This window comes from Rhodoferax sp. GW821-FHT07F03, assembly GCF_059418745.1.
This window is the reverse complement of the sequence record NZ_JBWKQM010000001.1, coordinates 350,680-367,546: the sequence shown is the minus strand read 5'-3', so window position 1 is coordinate 367,546 and position 16,867 is coordinate 350,680. Positions and strand designations below refer to the sequence as shown.

At 63.3% G+C, this 16,867-nt stretch carries 15 protein-coding genes, 1 tRNA gene and 1 pseudogene; 6 read left to right on the top strand and 11 right to left on the bottom strand.

Annotation, left to right across the window (positions count from 1 at the left end; translation table 11 throughout):
- The first annotated feature begins 3 nt into the window (after nt 1-3).
- The gene (locus AC07R0_RS01615) at nt 4-1,170 is read left to right on the top strand and encodes a pyridoxal phosphate-dependent aminotransferase (RefSeq protein WP_495103526.1); all 1,167 of its coding nucleotides are present in this window, start codon (nt 4-6) and stop codon (nt 1,168-1,170) included.
- A 47-nt stretch (nt 1,171-1,217) separates the two neighbouring features.
- On the opposite strand, the gene AC07R0_RS01610 is transcribed toward AC07R0_RS01615, so the two are convergent.
- Nucleotides 1,218-1,961, bottom strand: a complete 744-nt coding sequence (locus tag AC07R0_RS01610) for an acetoacetate decarboxylase (RefSeq protein WP_495103525.1) — start codon at nt 1,959-1,961, stop codon at nt 1,218-1,220.
- Between the two features lie 13 nt (nt 1,962-1,974).
- Complete coding sequence (locus AC07R0_RS01605; protein ID WP_495099529.1) at nt 1,975-2,745, bottom strand: 3-hydroxybutyrate dehydrogenase; 771 nt, start codon at nt 2,743-2,745, stop codon at nt 1,975-1,977.
- Between the two features lie 163 nt (nt 2,746-2,908).
- On the opposite strand from AC07R0_RS01605, the gene AC07R0_RS01600 reads away from it, so the two are divergent.
- On the top strand, nt 2,909-3,568 hold the full coding sequence (locus tag AC07R0_RS01600; RefSeq protein WP_495103524.1) for a helix-turn-helix domain-containing protein: 660 nt from the start codon (nt 2,909-2,911) through the stop codon (nt 3,566-3,568).
- Nucleotides 3,569-3,630: 62 nt separating this feature from the next.
- Entirely contained in the window at nt 3,631-4,530 is a 900-nt protein-coding gene (locus AC07R0_RS01595) for a DMT family transporter (RefSeq protein WP_495103523.1), read from the top strand.
- Nucleotides 4,531-4,546: 16 nt separating this feature from the next.
- On the opposite strand, the gene AC07R0_RS01590 is transcribed toward AC07R0_RS01595, so the two are convergent.
- A complete protein-coding gene (locus AC07R0_RS01590; RefSeq protein WP_495103522.1) occupies nt 4,547-6,136 on the bottom strand; it encodes an alkaline phosphatase D family protein in 1,590 nt (529 codons plus the stop codon).
- 322 nt (nt 6,137-6,458) lie between these two features.
- Between AC07R0_RS01590 and AC07R0_RS01585 the strand changes: the two genes are divergently transcribed.
- Nucleotides 6,459-8,429: a methyl-accepting chemotaxis protein gene (locus AC07R0_RS01585; RefSeq protein ID WP_495103521.1), complete on the top strand. Its 1,971-nt coding sequence runs from the start codon at nt 6,459-6,461 to the stop codon at nt 8,427-8,429.
- Between the two features lie 8 nt (nt 8,430-8,437).
- Here AC07R0_RS01585 and clsB read toward each other — a convergent pair whose 3' ends face one another.
- Genes clsB through nudB form a run of 3 tightly spaced genes read right to left on the bottom strand, consistent with a single transcriptional unit; the run spans nt 8,438 to nt 10,846 of the window.
- Nucleotides 8,438-9,655: a cardiolipin synthase ClsB gene (clsB, locus tag AC07R0_RS01580; protein ID WP_495103520.1), complete on the bottom strand. Its 1,218-nt coding sequence runs from the start codon at nt 9,653-9,655 to the stop codon at nt 8,438-8,440.
- A gap of 1 nt (nt 9,656) precedes the next feature.
- The gene (locus AC07R0_RS01575) at nt 9,657-10,385 is read right to left on the bottom strand and encodes an endonuclease/exonuclease/phosphatase family protein (protein ID WP_495103519.1); all 729 of its coding nucleotides are present in this window, start codon (nt 10,383-10,385) and stop codon (nt 9,657-9,659) included.
- On the bottom strand, nt 10,382-10,846 hold the full coding sequence (nudB, locus tag AC07R0_RS01570) for a dihydroneopterin triphosphate diphosphatase (RefSeq protein WP_495099524.1): 465 nt from the start codon (nt 10,844-10,846) through the stop codon (nt 10,382-10,384). The genes AC07R0_RS01575 and nudB overlap by 4 nt, the downstream gene beginning before the upstream one ends.
- Before the next feature lie 193 nt (nt 10,847-11,039).
- Here nudB and AC07R0_RS01565 point away from each other — a divergent pair, with 193 nt between their 5' ends.
- On the top strand, nt 11,040-12,008 hold the full coding sequence (locus tag AC07R0_RS01565; protein ID WP_495103518.1) for a GMP reductase: 969 nt from the start codon (nt 11,040-11,042) through the stop codon (nt 12,006-12,008).
- A gap of 3 nt (nt 12,009-12,011) precedes the next feature.
- Here the strand turns inward: AC07R0_RS01565 and AC07R0_RS01560 are convergent, their stop codons facing one another.
- The gene (locus AC07R0_RS01560; RefSeq protein WP_495103517.1) at nt 12,012-12,950 is read right to left on the bottom strand and encodes a PfkB family carbohydrate kinase; all 939 of its coding nucleotides are present in this window, start codon (nt 12,948-12,950) and stop codon (nt 12,012-12,014) included.
- Between the two features lie 222 nt (nt 12,951-13,172).
- On the opposite strand from AC07R0_RS01560, the gene AC07R0_RS01555 reads away from it, so the two are divergent.
- Nucleotides 13,173-13,248, top strand: a tRNA-Lys gene (locus tag AC07R0_RS01555).
- Between the two features lie 118 nt (nt 13,249-13,366).
- Here the strand turns inward: AC07R0_RS01555 and AC07R0_RS01550 are convergent.
- The 4 genes and pseudogenes from AC07R0_RS01550 to AC07R0_RS01535 all read right to left on the bottom strand — a co-directional run.
- Nucleotides 13,367-13,705 (bottom strand): hypothetical protein, encoded by a 339-nt coding sequence (locus AC07R0_RS01550; protein WP_495076466.1) that lies wholly within the window; start codon nt 13,703-13,705, stop codon nt 13,367-13,369.
- Nucleotides 13,706-13,998: 293 nt separating this feature from the next.
- Nucleotides 13,999-15,573 carry an acyl CoA:acetate/3-ketoacid CoA transferase gene (locus tag AC07R0_RS01545; RefSeq protein ID WP_495103516.1) on the bottom strand — a complete coding sequence of 525 codons (1,575 nt, stop codon included), beginning with the start codon at nt 15,571-15,573 and terminating at the stop codon, nt 13,999-14,001.
- Between the two features lie 16 nt (nt 15,574-15,589).
- Nucleotides 15,590-15,991 carry a hypothetical protein gene (locus AC07R0_RS01540; protein ID WP_495103679.1) on the bottom strand — a complete coding sequence of 134 codons (402 nt, stop codon included), beginning with the start codon at nt 15,989-15,991 and terminating at the stop codon, nt 15,590-15,592.
- A gap of 72 nt (nt 15,992-16,063) precedes the next feature.
- Nucleotides 16,064-16,792: pseudogene (locus AC07R0_RS01535) on the bottom strand (thiolase family protein); the annotation flags it as partial.
- Nucleotides 16,793-16,867: the final 75 nt, after the last annotated feature.

The following is a 16,867-nucleotide window of genomic DNA, read 5'->3' as shown; positions in this document are numbered from 1 at the left end:
ACCATGACGCAAGCAGCCCCCCGCACCCCCACCCTGCAAACCAAACTGCCCGCCGTCGGCACCACCATCTTCACCGTGATGTCGGCGCTGGCGACCGAACACAACGCGGTCAACCTGGGCCAGGGCTTTCCAGACTTCAACTGCGACCCGGCCCTGGTGCAGGCCGTCACCGATGCCATGCAGCAAGGCTTGAACCAGTACCCGCCCATGCCCGGCATCCCAGCCCTGCGCGAAGCGGTTGCTACAAAAATAAAAGCACTCCACGCCCGTGAATACAGCGCCAACACCGAAATAACCATAACGGCCGGCGCAACCCAGGGCATCATCACCGCCATCCTGGCCGTGGTGCGCCCGGGCGACGAAGTCATCGTGCTCGAGCCCTGCTACGACAGCTATGTACCCAACATCGAGCTGGCCGGCGGCACCGTGGTGCGCGTGCCGCTGACGCCGCACACCTTCCGCCCCGACTTCGACAAGATCGCCGCGGCCATCACGCCAAAAACCCGCGCCATCCTGATCAACTCGCCGCACAACCCCAGCGCCACCATCTGGTCGCGCGAGGACATGCTGCAGCTGCAGGAGCTGCTGGCGCCCACCGAGGTGCTGCTGATTAGCGACGAGGTCTACGAGCACATGGTGTTCGACGGCCGCCAGCACGAAAGCGCGGCCCGCTACCCCGGGCTGGCAGCGCGCGCCTTCATCGTCAGCAGCTTTGGCAAGACCTTCCACGTGACCGGCTGGAAAGTCGGCACCGTGGTCGCGCCCGCGCCGCTGATGGCCGAGTTTCGCAAGGTGCACCAGTTCAATGTGTTCACCGTCAACACCCCGGTGCAGCACGGCCTGGCCAAGTACCTGGCCGACCCCACGCCGTATCTGGAGCTGCCGGCGTTCTACCAGCACAAGCGCGACTTGTTTAGAGAAGGTTTGAAGCAGACCAAGTTCAAGCTGCTGCCCAGCGAGGGCAGCTATTTCCAGTGCGTAGATATTTCCGAAGTGAGCGAGCTGAGCGAGTCCGACTTCTGCCAGTGGCTCACCAAGGAAATCGGCGTGGCAGCGATTCCGCTGTCGGCCTTCTATGGCAACGGCTTCGACCAGCGCGTTGTGCGCTTCTGCTTCGCCAAGAAGGACGAAACCCTGCAGGCTGCGCTGGCCCGCCTGGCCAAGCTATAACTATCAAAAGCATAGCTACCAGCGCAGGTACTACCTGCGCCAGCGGCCTATTTGGCTTCTAAGTAGTCGTAGACCACTTCGCCCATACCCAGGGTCAGGTCGGCGATGAAGTGCGAGGCTGAAAGCACTTCCAGCACAGGCAGCTTGGCCACGTCCACCGTCACATGCTGGAACAGCTCCAGCGCGGCCGGGCCGGTCCAGGCGCCTTTGACCTGCACGTCCTCGAGACGGTAGCGCACCAGCTCCAGGATGCGCGGCGTGCCGTCCACGTGGGGAATGATCTTCAGCAGGTAGCTGGGCTCGACCAGGGCCTTGTGCACCGCCGCGCTGTCGACCACCTTGTGCTTGTAGCCCATGGTGCCGACCGCACAGCGTAGGCTGCCGCAGTCCAGCGTGCCGACGATCACCTCGCCCTCGTGACTGATCTTGGGGCAGGCCAGCTTCTTGGGGAAGCCCCACAGCTCACGTCCGCCGGCGATGGGCGCATCGTCGTCCAGGTACATGGAATGCACATAGCCGCCGGGCTGGCCCTCGTAGGTCACAGGAATCACCTGGCCCGACTCGGTGTAGTCGCCAAAGCCGGTGGAGTCCGGCATGCGGATGAACTCGTACTTGACGATGTTGTCAGCCACCAGCAGCGGCTCCGGCACCACGGCGCGCAAGGCGTCCGGGTCGGTGCGGTAGCTGATGACGATGTATTCGCGGTTGTAGAAGCGGTACGGTGGGCGTGGAAACGAGGGGTTGGTCAACGGCATGGCGAATGCCGTTGCACGCACTTTGGCGATATCCATGGCGACCCCGGGTTTACTGGGCCGTCCAGCCGCCGTCGTTGGCCCAGGCTACGCCGCGCACGTTGTCGGCTGCCGGCGAGCAGAAGAACACGGCCAGGCCACCCAGTTGCTCGGGCGTGGTGAACTGCAGCGAAGGCTCTTTCTCCTGCAGCAGTTCCTTGGTGGCCTGGGCCACCGGAATGCCCTCTTTGGCCGAGCGGTCGTCGATCTGCTTTTGCACCAGCGGGGTCAGCACCCAGCCGGGGCAGATGGCGTTGACGGTGATGCCGGTCTGGGCGGTTTCCAGCGCTACCACCTTGGTCATGCCCACGATGCCGTGCTTGGCCGCCACATAGGCCACTTTCTGGGCCGAGCCGACCAGGCCGTGGGCCGAGGCGACGCTGATCACGCGGCCCCAGTTCTTGGCGCGCATACCGGGAATCACCAGGCGCGTGGCGTGGAAGGCGGCGCTGAGGTTGATGGCAATGATGGAGTCCCACTTCTCAATCGGGAACTCTTCGATCGGCGCCACATACTGGATACCGGCGTTGTTCACCAGAATGTCCACGCCGCCGAACTCGGTGTTCGCGTAGTCGATCATGGTGGCAATTTCTGCCGGCTTGCTCATGTCGGCACCGCTATAGCCCACCTTCACGCCAAGGGCCTCGACCTCGGCCTTGGGGCCGGCATGGTCGCCAAAGCCATTCAGGATGATGTTGGCGCCCTGTTTGGCCAGCTCCAGCGCGATGCCCAGACCAATACCGCTGGTAGAGCCGGTGACGAGTGCAGTTTTTCCGTTCAGCATAGGTAGATCCAATCAAGGTGAGGTGAAAGAAAACAGGCGCCTGAGGCGACAGAACCGCAAGGGTATACCACTAAGCTTGTCCGCGTATGTAGGTCAACAGGCAATGCCATCTGCAAAGTTTTGCGAACCCCGGCGCTCGCCAAGATCTGTAGACTTGCGCCCCATGCCCGCCCCCAAGTTCGCCCGTTGCGACATCCGCAGTTACAGCGGTGAACACATGGCGCACGCGCACGACTACGCCCAGGTCATGTTTGCCGTGCAAGGCCGCATGGAGCTGGAGATTGGTGGCCAGGCCAGCTTTGCCGACACCGCCTGCGGGGTGGTGATTCCGGCCGGGGTGGCGCATGGTTTTCTGGCCAGCGCCAATGCCCGCATGTGGGTGGCCGATGTGCCAGCCCATGTCGGCTTGGAGCGCATGCGGCGCTTTGCCGTTCCCGCTACGCTGGGCAGCATAGACACGGTGGCCGACCAGCTCACCGCCATACTGCAAGCCCCCAAGGTACTGCAGCGCCGCAGCCTGCGCCTGCATGAGCTGGACCAGGCGCTGGACGCGGCCCTGCACGAAGACTGGACGACGGTGCGCATGGCGGCCCTGTTCTTTCTAAGCCCGCAGCGCTTCCACGCCCGCCTGCTGGAGCTGACCGGCACCACGCCCCAGGCCTATCTGCGCGCGCGCCGCCTGCGCCGGGCCATGCAGTGGATACAAGCCGGCATGCCCTTGGAAACGGCGGCGCTGCAGCTGGGCTACCGCACGGCTAGTGCCCTGGCCTACGCGCTGCGGCGCGACTACCAGGTGGGGGCCAAACAGCTGCGTCAATCCTAAAAAGGTCCCGAGAACAAGAGTTTCTCGACAATCGGCGCCCCGCCCTGCCCCAGCATGGGTGCATGCAAAACAAATCTCTCTCCGGCACGCTCATGGTGCTGGGCGCCGCCGTCCTGTGGGGGACCACCGGCACCACCCAAAGCCTGGTCCCTACGCACCTCTCGGCCTACTGGATAGGCGCTTTTCGCCTGGTGGTGGCAGCGGCGTTTTTCAGCGCCGTCACCCTGGCCACACTGTCCCGTACGCAACTGCGCCAGGGCTGGCGCGCCCTGCCCGGCTGGAGCGTGCTGCTGGCCGGCGCCAGTGTGGCCGGCTACAACCTGGCCTTCTTCGCCGGCGTCAAGGCCACGGGCGTGGCCATAGGCACGGCCATCGCCCTGGGCAGCGGCCCGCTGTGGGCTGGTCTGCTGCAATGGCTGCTAACGCGCCAGCTGCCGGCCTGGAGCTGGTGGCTGGGTACGCTGCTGGCGGTGGGCGGCGGCAGCCTGATGGTGCTGTCTGGCACGTCCACCAGCGGCGCAGCGGCCAACCTGCAGGGCATCGCCCTGTGCCTGCTGGCCGGCCTGAGCTATGCCGTGTACGCGTTGCTGAACCAGCGTCTGGTGCACGCGACTTCACCCACCATGGCGACGTTGGCTGCGTTCGGCACCGCCGCCGTGCTGGCGGTGCCGGTGGCCTGGACCATCTCGGGCAACGTGACACCCGGCCCGCGCGACTGGGCCGTAGTGGGCTACCTGGGTGTGGTGGCCACGGGCATGGCCTATCTGCTGTTCAGCCATGCGCTGCGCTGGATCAGCAGCGCCACCGCTGTCACCCTGGCGCTGGCCGAGCCCCTGGTGGCGTTCTGCCTGGCCCTGCTGGTGCTGCACGAGGCGACCAGCACCGGTGCCTTCATAGGCCTGGGCCTGGTGCTGGCGGGGCTGGCCGTGGTGGTGCTGGCCGAGGTGCGACGCAAGGCCTGAGCGGACTCAGGCGCGATCAAGCACGCTGGGGCGCCAGCGTCTTGGCGTACAGGGATGCGCCGGTCAGGTCCTTCAACGTGACGGTCATGGCCTTGGTCTTGGCGTCGATGTCCACCTGGCCGAAGAACTGGTAGCCACCCGAGGGGGCGGTATTCTGCTCCGGCGGGGCCTTTTGGTAGACCACTTGCATGCCGAAGGTGTCGTCCACCTTGTTCGGGCCAAAGCTGCCCGAGTTCAGCGGGCCGGAGACGAACTCCCAAAACGGCGCAAAGTCGTTGAACTGGGCCTTGGCCGGGTCGAAGTAATGCGCGGCGGTGTAGTGCACATCGGCCGTCAGCCACACCACGTTGTGGATGCCGGCGCGCTTGATCTCGCGCAGCAGGCGGGCGATCTCGATCTCGCGGCCGCGTGGGGCCCCGTTGTCGCCGTTGGCAATGGCTTCCCATTTGTCGCGGCCTTCGGCGTCCTTGCCGTCCGGCACCTGCAGGCCGATAGGCATGTCGGCGGCGATCACCTTCCAGGTAGCCTTGCTGCGCTTCAGGCCGTCCAGCAGCCAGTCCACCTGCGGGCGACCCATGAAGTCGCTCTCGGGCGTTTCGCTGGTCTGCAGGTTGGCACTGTTGGGGCCACGGTAGCTGCGCATGTCCACCACGAACATGTCCAGCAGCGGGCCCTGGGGCAGGTGGCGGTAGACGCGCTGGCTTTCCACATCGGCGGTGCGGCGCAGCGGCGCGTATTCCAGGAAGGCCTTGGCGCCGCGCGCCATCAGCAGGGGCACGTTCTTCTCGGTATAGCGCGGGTCGCCGCTCACGTCTTTGGAGTCCGACCAGTTGTTGGTGACCTCATGGTCGTCCCACTGCCAGATTTGCGGCACGTCGGCGGCCATGCGGCGGATGTTGGCGTCCATCAGGTTGTAGCGGTGACGGCCACGGTATTCATTCAAGGTCTCGGCCACCTTGCTGACCTCTTCGGTCACGATGTTGCTCCAGATGCTACCGTCGGGCAGCTTGACCTGGGCGCTGATGGGGCCGTCGGCGTAAATGGTATCGCCGCTGTGCAGGAAGAAGTCGGGGTTGACCTTGCGCATCTGGTCATAGATGGACATGCCGCCCCAGGCCTCGTTGATGCCCCAGCCCTGGCCGGCGGTGTCGCCGCTCCAGGTGAAGCGCACGTCGCGCAGCGGGCGGGTGCCCGCCGCCGCCGGCAGGCGCAGGTGGCCGGCCATGGGCTCGGACATCACGCGTTCGTTGTGCAGGTCTTGCAAAATCACGCGGTAGAAGATTTCCTGTCCAGCCGGCAGGCCTGCCAGGTCCAGGCGGCCGGTGAAGTCGCTGTCTTCCATCAAATACGGGCCGCGCACGCGGGTGCTGTTGGCAAAGCTGGCGGTGGTGGACCAGTCCACCCACAGGCGCGCCGGGCGGTCGCTGCGGGTCCAGACGATGGCGCCGTCCGCCTTGGGGTCGCCGCTCTGGATGCCCTGGGCCATCTGCGGGCGCATGGCGTCACGGGTGATAACGGCCGGGGCGGACTGGGCCCAGCCGCGCAACGGCAAGGCAGTAGCGCCGGCAACAGCGGTGGTGGCATTCAAAAACAGGCGGCGATCCATGCAAACTCTCCATTCGTGGGTAATCGTGAACACCTCGTGGGTGATGCCGCATTGTTGAAAACACAAATGTCAGGCGTATGACCCCACCCGGCGGCGCGCACAGCCAGCACTTTGATAAAAAACAGGCCGTCAGCGCAGATAAAACCTGCGCGAGCAGCTATTAAATAAATAGCAATTTGCACATGCACGGGGTGGCGATCAGCAGACACACCGGCTGGCGCCTACGGCCTGGCTTGCACGAAATGTGGCAACTACCTACAGTTGGACAGCCTCCAGAGACCGGAGACTCATGGTTTCACCCGACCAATCTGAAAGCCTGCTTATGAATACCCCTCCGGCCACCCCTCACCAATCGGTCGCGCGCAAGCTGGCGCTTGTGTCCTTGAGCGGGCTTGCCGTCGTGCTGCTGGCCGTCAGCATCACCATTGGCTGGCTGGAGCACAACAGTACCAAGTCGCTGATGGTCAAGTCAGTGGAGGAAAAGGTGCAGAGCGTGGTCGCCGTGGCCGACGCCTATGACCAGGTCAACCGCAGCACCGTGCAAAGCGACTTCGAGAGCTTCCGCCAGAAATTCGACCCCGCACTGGCGCTGGATGAAACCACGGGCGACCTCAGTAACGCCGGCACCGTGCTGAACAACGACTTCACCCTGGTGGACCAGTTCAGCAAGGAAAGCGGCGGCGTAGCCACGGTGTTTGCAAAAAAGGGCGAAGACTTCATGCGCGTCACCACTTCGCTGAAGAAGCAGGACGGCACGCGCGCCATGGGCACACTGCTGGACCGCAACCATCCGGCCTACAAGCTAGTCGTGGCCGGCCAGGGCTATACGGGCCCGGCCGTGCTGTTCGGCAAGCCCTATATGACGCACTACGAGCCGGTCAAAAATGCGGCCGGCGCCATCGTGGGCATTCTGTTTGTTGGCAGCGATATTTCGCTGCAGCAGGCCGCGCTGGAAAAACAGGTGGCAACGTCCCACTTCTTTGCCACTGGCGGCATCTATTACATCGACGCCAAAAACGCCCTGGCAGACGCGGTGTTCGTCGCCCACCCCACAGCCAAAGGCAAGAAGGTGCTTGAAGCCTATCCGCAGGCCGAGAAGTTCCTGCAAGAGCTGTCCACCGCGCCTGACGGCTATGTGCGCAATGCCTACCCACTTTTGGCTGAACAAAAGGACAGCCGCTGGGCCTTGATGCACAAAACGCAGTCCGGCAAGGGATGGCTGGTGGCCGAGGTGTCCGAGAGCGAATCCATGGCCGAATACTGGCGCAATATGGGCGTTATCTGGGGCCTGCTGGCCGCCACCACGTTGCTGCTGGGCCTTGGCCTGTATCTGCTGGTGCGCCGCAATGTCAGCCAGCCGCTGGAGGAGCTGACCCGTGCCGTCACCACCGTGGCCCATGGCGACCTGACGCAAACCTTCGTCACCCAGCGCAAGGACGAAATCGGCGCGCTGGTGAACGAAGTCGAAGCCATGCGCCAACGCTACCTGCAGGCCTTGTCGCAGGTGCGCTCGTCGGTGGACAGCATCAGCAACGCCAGCAACGAGATTGCCACCGGCAACCAGGACCTGAGCAGCCGCACCGAGCAGACCGCCAGCAATCTGCAACGCACCGCCTCCAGCATGGAGGAGCTGACCAGCACCGTGCGGCAGTCGGCCGACGCCGCGCAGCAGGCCAACAAACTGGCGGCGTCTGCCGCCGCCGTGGCCGCGCGCGGTGGCTCGGTGGTGGGCGAGGTGGTAGCCACTATGCAGGACATCAACCAGGGCTCCAAGAAGATTGCCGACATCATCGGAGTGATCGACGGTATTGCATTCCAGACCAACATCCTGGCACTGAACGCCGCCGTGGAAGCAGCCCGCGCCGGTGAGCAAGGCCGTGGCTTTGCCGTGGTGGCCAGCGAGGTGCGCAGCCTGGCCGGGCGCAGCGCCGACGCGGCCAAGGAGATCAAGCAGCTGATAGGTGCGTCCGTCACCAAAATCGAATCCGGCGCGCAACTGGTGCAAAACGCGGGCAGCACCATGGACGAAATCGTGCGCTCGGTGCAGCGTGTCAGCGACATCATTGGCGAAATCACCGCCGCATCCACCGAGCAGTCGGGCGGCATCGCCGAGGTGAATACCGCCGTCAACCAGCTAGACCAGATGACCCAGCAAAACGCGGCCCTGGTGGAGCAGTCTGCCGCAGCTGCCGAAAGCCTACGCGACCAGGCCGAGCGCCTGGCCCAGGCGGTGGCGGTGTTCAAGCTATCCGGCGCGGGCGCCAGCCTGCCACGGCTGACGCACGGTAGATAGGAGCCGGATCAGTAACGCTTGCCGCTGACGCGCAGCATCAAGCGCATCACCAGCATGGCCACATATTCCATGGCCCGCTGGCGCAAAGGGCGGCTGGCGTACTGGGCCGGGTCCATGGGCCGCCCCTCCTCCTCCATCGCGCGGTGCAGCCGCCCGTGCAGACTGGCTGCGAAGCTGCTGTCGGAGACCACCACATTCGCCTCGCGCGCCAGCAACAGGCTCAGCGGGTCCAGGTTGGACGAACCCACGGTGGCCCAATCGCCGTCGATGACGGCCACCTTGGCGTGCAGAAAGCTGGGCTCGTACTCGAAGATCTCCACCCCCGCCCCCAGCAGCACGCCATACACCGGCCGGGCCGCGTAGTACTGCATGAAGTATTCGTAGCGCCCCTGCAGCAGCAGGCGCACACGCACGCCACGCTGCGCCGCCTCCACCAGGGCCTTGCGCAAGCGAAAGCCGGGCACGAAGTAGGCGTTGGCAATGATGATCTCGCGCTGCGCCTTTGCAATGGCGCGCAAATAGGCCGCCTCGATCCGCATGCGGCTGCGCAAGTTATCACGTAAAACGAGTGCAGCGCTGGTAGTACCTGCGCCAGCAGCTACAAATTCAGTAGCAACAGGAACAGGCCTTGATTTCGGCGACAGCAGGGTGCTGACCGCGTCGTGCAAGGCATGCTGGCGCAAATCGCGCACTGCCTGCAGGCGCTGCCAAAGCACATCCATGGTGGAGGCGATCTGCGCCACCAGCGGACCCGTCACCTGCACGGCGAAGTCGAAACGCGGCGCGGCCAGCACGCCGTAGCTAGGGTCGTGGAAGTCGTCCAGGATGTTGATGCCACCGCAAAAAGCCAGCGTGCCGTCCACCACGCAAAGCTTGCGGTGCAGACGCCGCCAGCGCGTGGGCAGCAGCAGGCCCCAGAGCTTGACCGGTGAAAACACCCGCCAGCGCACGCCGGCCAGGTCCAGCCGCATGCGCCATTCCGCGGACGGCTCGTCCGTGCCCAGGCCATCCACCACCACCTGGGTGCGCACGCCACGCTGCGCTGCGCGCACCAGGGCCTCGCCCACCTGGGCGCCGGCGCCGGTGAAGTCGAAAATATAGGTCTCCAGCTGCACCGTGTGGCGGGCAGCATCCATGGCACTGACCAAGGCAGGGAAGAATTCCCGGCTCCCTTCCAACAATGCCAGCTGGTGACCGCCGCGCAAATGGGCTCGGTGGCGTGGCATGTCACATCCTGAATTCAGCCAGCAGGGGCAAGTGGTCGGACATCCGCCACCAGATGCGCCCACGCGGCACCTCCAGGCTCAGCGGCTGCATGCCTCGCGCGTACACATAGTCCAGCTGTGCCAGGGGCAGGCGCGAGGGATAGGTGCGCACGCCCGACTTGTCGAAGCAGTGCATCTGGATGCGGTTCAGCGCCAGGCGCATCTGGCTGCCCCAGTCGTTGAAGTCGCCGGCCACCACCAACCGTACATCCGGGGGAATCTCGCGGGCGATATAGGCCGCCAGCTGCTGGACCTGGCGCGCCCGGCTGGCCGGAATCAGCCCCAGATGCACAACGATCACATGCACCGGTACGTCTTCCACCACCACATGCACGTGCAATAGGCCGCGTTGCTCGAAGCGGTGGTCGGAGATGTCCTCGTGCTTGTGCCAGACCACCGGCCAGCGCGAAAGCAATGCGTTGCCGTGCTCGCCGTGGCGGGTGAAGGCATTGGTCTGGTAGACGGCCTCATAGCCCTCGGGGGCCAGAAAGTCGGCCTGTGGCATATCGGGCCAGCGGGTGAAGTAATCCTGCTCGCTGCGGTTGAGCTTGCGCACCTCCTGCAGGCAGACGATGTCGGCGTCCAGCTGCTCTACCGCATGACCCAGGTTATGGATCTCCAGCCGGCGTGCCGGCCCCAGGCCCTGTACGCCCTTGTGGATGTTGTAGGTTGCTACGCGTAAGACAGTCATGGCATGAATCGGGGCAACATCAGGATGGCCTCCGCGTTAGATGGTGAAAAACAGGCTTGCGCTGCTGCATGGTACGGCAACCACTGGTAGGCCGTGTGCTCTCGCGCATGGAGTTGCACTACAGTACCCGCCGGCACCTGCAGGCCGAAAAGTCGCTCGCGGTTCAGCAGCACACCAGGCGCATATCGGTGCCGCCATTGGGGGTAGATGGGGTAGACGTTTTCCAGCTGCCAGTCACGCAAACCCGCCTCCAGCAGGCTCCCGACGCCGCAGCGTATGCCGGTTTCCTCGGCCACCTCGCGCGCGGCAGTGTGGGTAAAGTCCTCGTCCCAGTGGTCTTTGCTGCCGGTGACGGACTGCCAATGTTCGTCCGCATCCGCACGGCGTATCAATAGCACGTCCAGCGCTGGCGTGTGGATCACCACCAGCACGGATTCGGGGATTTTGAAAACAACGGCCATGGCCGCATATTAATCAGCTACTGCCATAAAGGTCATGCGCCAACACACATAGTGTCAAACCACCTGGCGCCTAGAATCAAGCACCGGGCCCAAGCTATTGCCGCCCGGTTTTTTGTGGGCTGTGCAATGCAGCCCCTGCAGCCGGCTCCAGTCCAAGCGCTCCACCTTCTCACCTCAAGAAAGCTGGAACCCCATGGAAATCTTCGACTACGACAACATCCTTCTGCTGCCCCGCCAATGCCGGGTGGAAAGCCGCGCCGAATGCGACACCAGCGTCACGCTGGGCGGGCGCAGCTTCCGCATCCCGGTGGTGCCAGCAAACATGAAAACCGTGGTGAACGCGCCGCTGTGTGCCTGGCTGGCCCAGCACGGCTACTTCTACGTGATGCACCGCTTCGACCTGGACAATGTGCAGTTTGTGCGCGACATGCATGCGCGCGGCGCGTTTGCCTCGATTTCGCTGGGCGTCAAGGCACCCGACTACGCGACGGTGGACCAGCTCGCCGCAGCCGGACTGGTACCGGAATACATCACCATCGACATCGCCCACGGCCATGCCGATACGGTGCAAAAAATGATTGCCTACCTCAAGCAAAAGCTGCCCGCGTCCTTCATCATCGCCGGCAACGTGGGCACACCCGAAGCCGTGATCGACCTGGAAAGCTGGGGTGCCGACGCCACCAAGGTGGGCATAGGCCCGGGCAAGGTCTGCATCACCCGGCTGAAGACCGGCTTTGGCACCGGCGGCTGGCAGCTGTCGGCCCTGAAGTGGTGTGCCCGCGTGGCCACCAAACCCATCATTGCCGACGGCGGTATCCGCGAGCATGGTGATATCGCCAAATCCATCCGCTTTGGCGCCAGCATGGTCATGGTGGGCTCGATGCTGGCCGGCCATGAAGAATCTCCCGGCCAGACGGTGGAGGTGGACGGAAAGCTCTATAAGGAGTACTACGGCTCAGCCAGCGACTACAACAAGGGCGAGTACAAACACGTGGAAGGCAAGCGCATCCTGGAGCCCATCAAGGGCCCGCTGGCCAACACGCTGGTGGAGATGCAACAGGACATCCAAAGCTCCATCAGCTATTCGGGCGGCCATAAGCTGATGGACATCCGCAAGGTGAACTACGTGGTGCTGGGAGGCGACAACGGCCTGATCATGTAAGCGCTAGGACTGCGCGGCCAGAAATGCATCCAGCGCCGCACGGTCTGGGCCATTGACCACACCGCCGGTGCGCTGCACCTTCAATGCCGCAGCCGCCGCCGCGAAACGCAGGGCCTGGCGGTCGGCCTGCCCTTGCGCCAAAGCCACAGCCAGAGCGGCATGGAATACATCGCCGGCACCATTGGTGTCCACCGCCTTCACGGCAAAAGCATCCAGACTGTGCAGCCTGCCGTCACCCGCCCGCATCCAGCACACGCCGCGCGGCCCCAGGGTTACCACTGCCACCTGCGTACCCGCATCCAGCGCCCGCTGCAACGCGGCAGCCAACGGCACATCGGGCGCAAACGCCACCAGGCCAGATTCCGAGAACACTGACCAATCAGCCAAGGCGCTCAAGACTCGCAAATCCTCCTGCGGCGACAAGTCACCGTCCAGCATGCTGAGCACCCCCTGCGCTTTGGCCCACTGCAGCGCCACCAGGGCACCCGGCATCCAGCGCGGGTCCACCGCTACCACATCGGAACCCTGCAGCTGGGCCTCGTCCAAAGGTGCTGCCCTGTGCAAGGCATCGCCACGGCAATTGAAAATCTGGCGCTCACCATGCGCGTCAATCACCACCGCCGAGATGGACGAGGTGGCATCGGGTACGCGTTGCAAGCCAGAGCAATCCACCCCCAGGCTGTGCACTCGCTGGGCCAGAAAACGCCCCGCCTCGTCATCACCCACCGCACCAAACAGGCGGACCCGAGCGCCCAGACGAGCCGCTGCAATCGAGGCATTCGCCGCCATACCTCCCGACACCATGCGATAAGACTGTGCCGGCGTCTTGGTGGGTTGCGAGGGAAACTGGTCGATGTCAAAGCAATGGTCCAGAGCCGCATGCCCCACGGTACTGATACGCGGCCCCGCCGCGGCGGAGGCGCCCTTCTGCATCTCACCCATAACATCCCTCTTTGATTCACCGGCTGCCGGCACGCTGTGCGGACAAGCACTTTGCAGGGCATTGTGTCGCAAGAGACTGCAGTCACTGCGGCATTTGCCTGAAGGACATCCATAGGCAAAGCAAAAAAATATGCCAGGGCTTCAAAAAGCCAGAAATACTGTGCATAATAGAGGGCTTGCCGCAAGCGAATATTAATTGCTTCCAGGCACCAGTTTTAAAGTGGGTTCTTAGCTCAGTTGGTAGAGCAGCGGACTCTTAATCCGTAGGTCGACAGTTCGAATCTGTCAGGACCCACCACTTTCAAGCCCTGTGGGCACTGCAAAGCCTGCTATTTAAACGATAGTAGGCTTTTTTGTTTTTTGGGACAATATGAGACGGCTTACGTGACAAGTCTCATACCCAGCAGCAACGCGTCTTATTGCTCCTGCCGCTGTTCATCCGCCAGCCCTAGATGCGCCATCGAAGTGCGAATTAACTGCACATCCCCTATGCCAATTGCCACTTCCTCGCATTGGCTAAAACAGGGCTGCTGACGCAGGCGCGCAAGCCGGCGACACACTTCGATCAGGTCAACGATCTTCTCCACTACATAGTTGTCGCACGCTGGTTGACCGGGGCCGGCACTCGCGCTCGCCAAGCGATTTCGCAGCGCCTGTAGCTTTCCGATTTCTTCAGTTCTTTTGACCTCAGGCAGGCTGCGAAAGCGTGACCAAAAGTCCTCGACGTCCCGAACGGCTTGCTCTCCATATTTCATGATGGCTCCTATGGAACAACTCCATCATGCGCCCGAGGGCCGCCAAAGCTGTGCGAACTATTTGGCAAATTCATAGAACCTAAGCATCCGCTGACGTAGCCTCTTTAGTCCTCAGACAACGCTCCCACCCCTTCCAAGCCCACTCCCTCGCATATTCAGCCGCGCCGCGCGGAAAAACCAAACAAAAAGCCTCCAGCGCAGGTGAACTCTTCGCTGGATGCTTCCATTTTTATAGCAACTTCAACACGCCTTTGGACCGCAGTGCGGTAAAACGTAGCACCGCAGCACGCAATTTATTCGGCGCGCACGGTCTTCTGGGCCATGGCCTGGGCCAAGCCGCCCCACTGGGCGCGAAACAAACCCGCATCCATTGTCTTGACGTTCTTCATGATGGGCTTGAAACCCATGTGGGCGAGTACGTCACGCTCCAGGTCCACGCCGGGTGCGATCTCGGTCAGCTCCAGGCCGTCGGTGGTCAGCTGGAACACCGCGCGTTCGGTGACGAACAAGACTTCTTGTTGGCGCAGCGCGGCGTCATGCCCGTTGAAGGTGATCTGCTCAACCTTCTCGATGAACTTGCGCGACTTGCCTTCTTTGACGATCGTCAGCTGACCGTCGGCCACCTTGACCTCCAGCCCGCCGGCGGTGAAGGTGCCGCAGAACACCAGCTTCTTGGTCGAACGGGTGATGTTGACGAAGCCGCCACAGCCCACCGGGCGGCCGTTGAACTTGCTGACGTTGACATTACCCCAGTTGTCCGCCTGGGCCAGGCCCAGGAAGCTGGCGTCCAGGCCGCCGCCGTCGTAGAAGTCGAACTGCAGCGACTGCTCGATGATGGCGTCGGCGTTGTAGGCCACGCCGAAGTCGCCCAGTTGCGCCGGGATGCCGCCAGTGATACCGCTCTCGATGCTCAGGGTCAGCTGGTCCGACACGCCCTCTTCCGCCGCCACCGATGGCACGCCGGCGGGGATGCCGATACCGAGGTTGGTGATGGCGCCAGGAGTCAGCTCCATGGCCGTGCGGCGCGCGATGACCTTGCGCTCGTCCAGCGCCATCGGCTCCAGCGAGTTGACCGGCACGCGCACATCGCCGCACAGCGCGGGGTTGAACTGGGTGGCGATGGTCTGCATGTGGTTCTCGGGCTTGCTGAGCACCACGTAGTCCACCGACACGCCGGGAATCTTCACCGCCTTGGGGTGCAAGCTGCCGGCCTTGACGATGCGCTCCACCTGCACGATAACGATGCCGCCACAGGCCTTGGCTGCGTGGGCGATGTTGATCTGCTCCAGCAGCATGCCTTCCTTGTCCAGGGTGATGTTGCCGTTCTCGTCGGCCACGGTGCCGCGGATGATGGCCACGTCGATCTTGGGCGTGGGGTAGAACAGCCATTCTTCGCCATTGAATTCGACCAGCTTGACCAGGTCTTCGGTGGACTTGCTGTTGAGCTTGCCACCTTCGATGCGCGGGTCCACAAAGGTGCCCAGGCCCACCTTGGTCAGCAGGCCGGGGCTGCGGCTGGCAATGTGGCGCGTCAGGTGCGACAGACTGCCCTGCGGGAAGTTGTAGGCCTCGACCTGGCCTTCGAACACCATCTTCATCATCTCGGCGCCGGTCTGGCCGAAGTGACCGGCCACGGTGCGCTTGATCATGCCCGCGTGGGCGAAGTGGACCATGCCCGCGTCCTTGCTGTTGCCTATGGCGCCGCAGGCCCAGGTGGTCACGTTGCGCGGGCGGCCGGTGTCCAGAAAGGTCTGCTCCACGCCTTTGAGCACTTCTTCGGGCAGGCTGGTGACGGCCAGGCCGCCGAGGAAGATGGTGGCGTCATCCTGGATGAGGGCGCCGGCTTGGGCGGTAGTAATGATTTTCATAGTGTGTTTCTGTACTTTATTGGCTGCTGTCGGTGACGCGCAGAATGGTGGCGTAACCGCTGTCGCCGGCTGCACAGCCGGTAAACATGCCGGTGCCGCCGCCGCGCAGCACCAGCTCTTCGATCAATTCGATAATGGCGCGCAGACCGGTGGGCGCTTGCGGGTGGCCCCAGATGATGGAGCTGCCATAGTTGTTCATCTTCTCCCAGGCAAAACCGGTGTCGCGTGCCAGAGCAATGTCGTTGACTGCGAAGGGGTTGTGGGTCTTGATGGCGTCAATATCCTTGATGGTCAGGCCGGCGTTCTTCAGGGCGTTGAAGCTGGCCGGTGATGGTGCCATGGGCATATAGCCCGGCTCCACACGGGCCATGCCAAAACCCAGTATCTGAATTTCGATGTGCGGGTTGACGGACGCCACGCGGGCCAAGTCGCGGGTGGTGACGATGGCGCCGGCATTGCCGTCCGCCGGGTGGGTTTGGCCGCCGTAGGTCACGGTGCCGCCCTCTTTCACAGGCTTGAGTTTGGCCAAGCCTTCGGCGGTGGTGGGAAAGATGCCTTCGTCGGTGCTGAGCACGCCGGTCTGCTTGCGAAACTTGGAGTCGCTCAGCGGCACATCGGCCATGTAGCGCTTCTGGAAGGCGCGGTCGTCGGCCAGCGCCTGCTGGTACTGGGTGTAGCGGTGCAGCTTCAGATCATGCTGCTCGGCGGTGCTGATGCCGTAGCGCGCAGCCACGTTCTCGCCGGTCTGCAGCATAGGGTTCTTGGCATACGGGTCATGGCTCATGTTGTCGGGCACCCAGTGTTCGCTGATGCCGTAGCCACCGGTGCCGCTGGAATCGGGGTAGTAGACCACCGGGCCGTTGGACTGGCGGTCGGCCATCACCAGCAGCGCGCTGGTCGCCGTGCCACAAACCACTTCCTGCGCGGCCATTTGCAGGGCCCGCACGCTGGTGGCGCAAGCTTGCTGAATGGTGGGACCAGCCACGCGGTCTATACCCATCATGCCGGTGACCCAGGGCAATCCGTAGAAGCTGCCCTTTTGCGGATTGGTCAGTCCCAAAATAGCCAGGTCGATCTGCGCCATGTCATAGCCGCGTGCTGCCAGCGCCTGCTTGCCGGTATGGGCCGCCAAGGGCAAGGCATTCAGGTTGGCCAGTGCACCTTGCCATTTGGCAAACGGAGAGGACCAGTAAATTCCGCAGGGAATATAGGCTTGCATGGGAGGTTTTCTCGCTTTGAGAACAGGTCAATTTAGTTATTTATCATAACCAAATTGACCGCCGTCCGACCTAGG

What these genes read in the sequence shown, in the direction of transcription:
- AC07R0_RS01615 (WP_495103526.1), top strand. Translation starts at nt 4, where the DNA reads ATGACGCAAGCAGCCCCCCGCACCCCCACCCTGCAAACCAAACTGCCC.
- AC07R0_RS01610 (WP_495103525.1), bottom strand. Translation starts at nt 1,961, where the DNA reads ATGGATATCGCCAAAGTGCGTGCAACGGCATTCGCCATGCCGTTGACC.
- AC07R0_RS01605 (WP_495099529.1), bottom strand. Translation starts at nt 2,745, where the DNA reads ATGCTGAACGGAAAAACTGCACTCGTCACCGGCTCTACCAGCGGTATT.
- AC07R0_RS01600 (WP_495103524.1), top strand. Translation starts at nt 2,909, where the DNA reads ATGCCCGCCCCCAAGTTCGCCCGTTGCGACATCCGCAGTTACAGCGGT.
- AC07R0_RS01595 (WP_495103523.1), top strand. Translation starts at nt 3,631, where the DNA reads ATGCAAAACAAATCTCTCTCCGGCACGCTCATGGTGCTGGGCGCCGCC.
- AC07R0_RS01590 (WP_495103522.1), bottom strand. Translation starts at nt 6,136, where the DNA reads ATGGATCGCCGCCTGTTTTTGAATGCCACCACCGCTGTTGCCGGCGCT.
- AC07R0_RS01585 (WP_495103521.1), top strand. Translation starts at nt 6,459, where the DNA reads ATGAATACCCCTCCGGCCACCCCTCACCAATCGGTCGCGCGCAAGCTG.
- clsB (WP_495103520.1), bottom strand. Translation starts at nt 9,655, where the DNA reads ATGCCACGCCACCGAGCCCATTTGCGCGGCGGTCACCAGCTGGCATTG.
- AC07R0_RS01575 (WP_495103519.1), bottom strand. Translation starts at nt 10,385, where the DNA reads ATGACTGTCTTACGCGTAGCAACCTACAACATCCACAAGGGCGTACAG.
- nudB (WP_495099524.1), bottom strand. Translation starts at nt 10,846, where the DNA reads ATGGCCGTTGTTTTCAAAATCCCCGAATCCGTGCTGGTGGTGATCCAC.
- AC07R0_RS01565 (WP_495103518.1), top strand. Translation starts at nt 11,040, where the DNA reads ATGGAAATCTTCGACTACGACAACATCCTTCTGCTGCCCCGCCAATGC.
- AC07R0_RS01560 (WP_495103517.1), bottom strand. Translation starts at nt 12,950, where the DNA reads ATGGGTGAGATGCAGAAGGGCGCCTCCGCCGCGGCGGGGCCGCGTATC.
- AC07R0_RS01550 (WP_495076466.1), bottom strand. Translation starts at nt 13,705, where the DNA reads ATGAAATATGGAGAGCAAGCCGTTCGGGACGTCGAGGACTTTTGGTCA.
- AC07R0_RS01545 (WP_495103516.1), bottom strand. Translation starts at nt 15,573, where the DNA reads ATGAAAATCATTACTACCGCCCAAGCCGGCGCCCTCATCCAGGATGAC.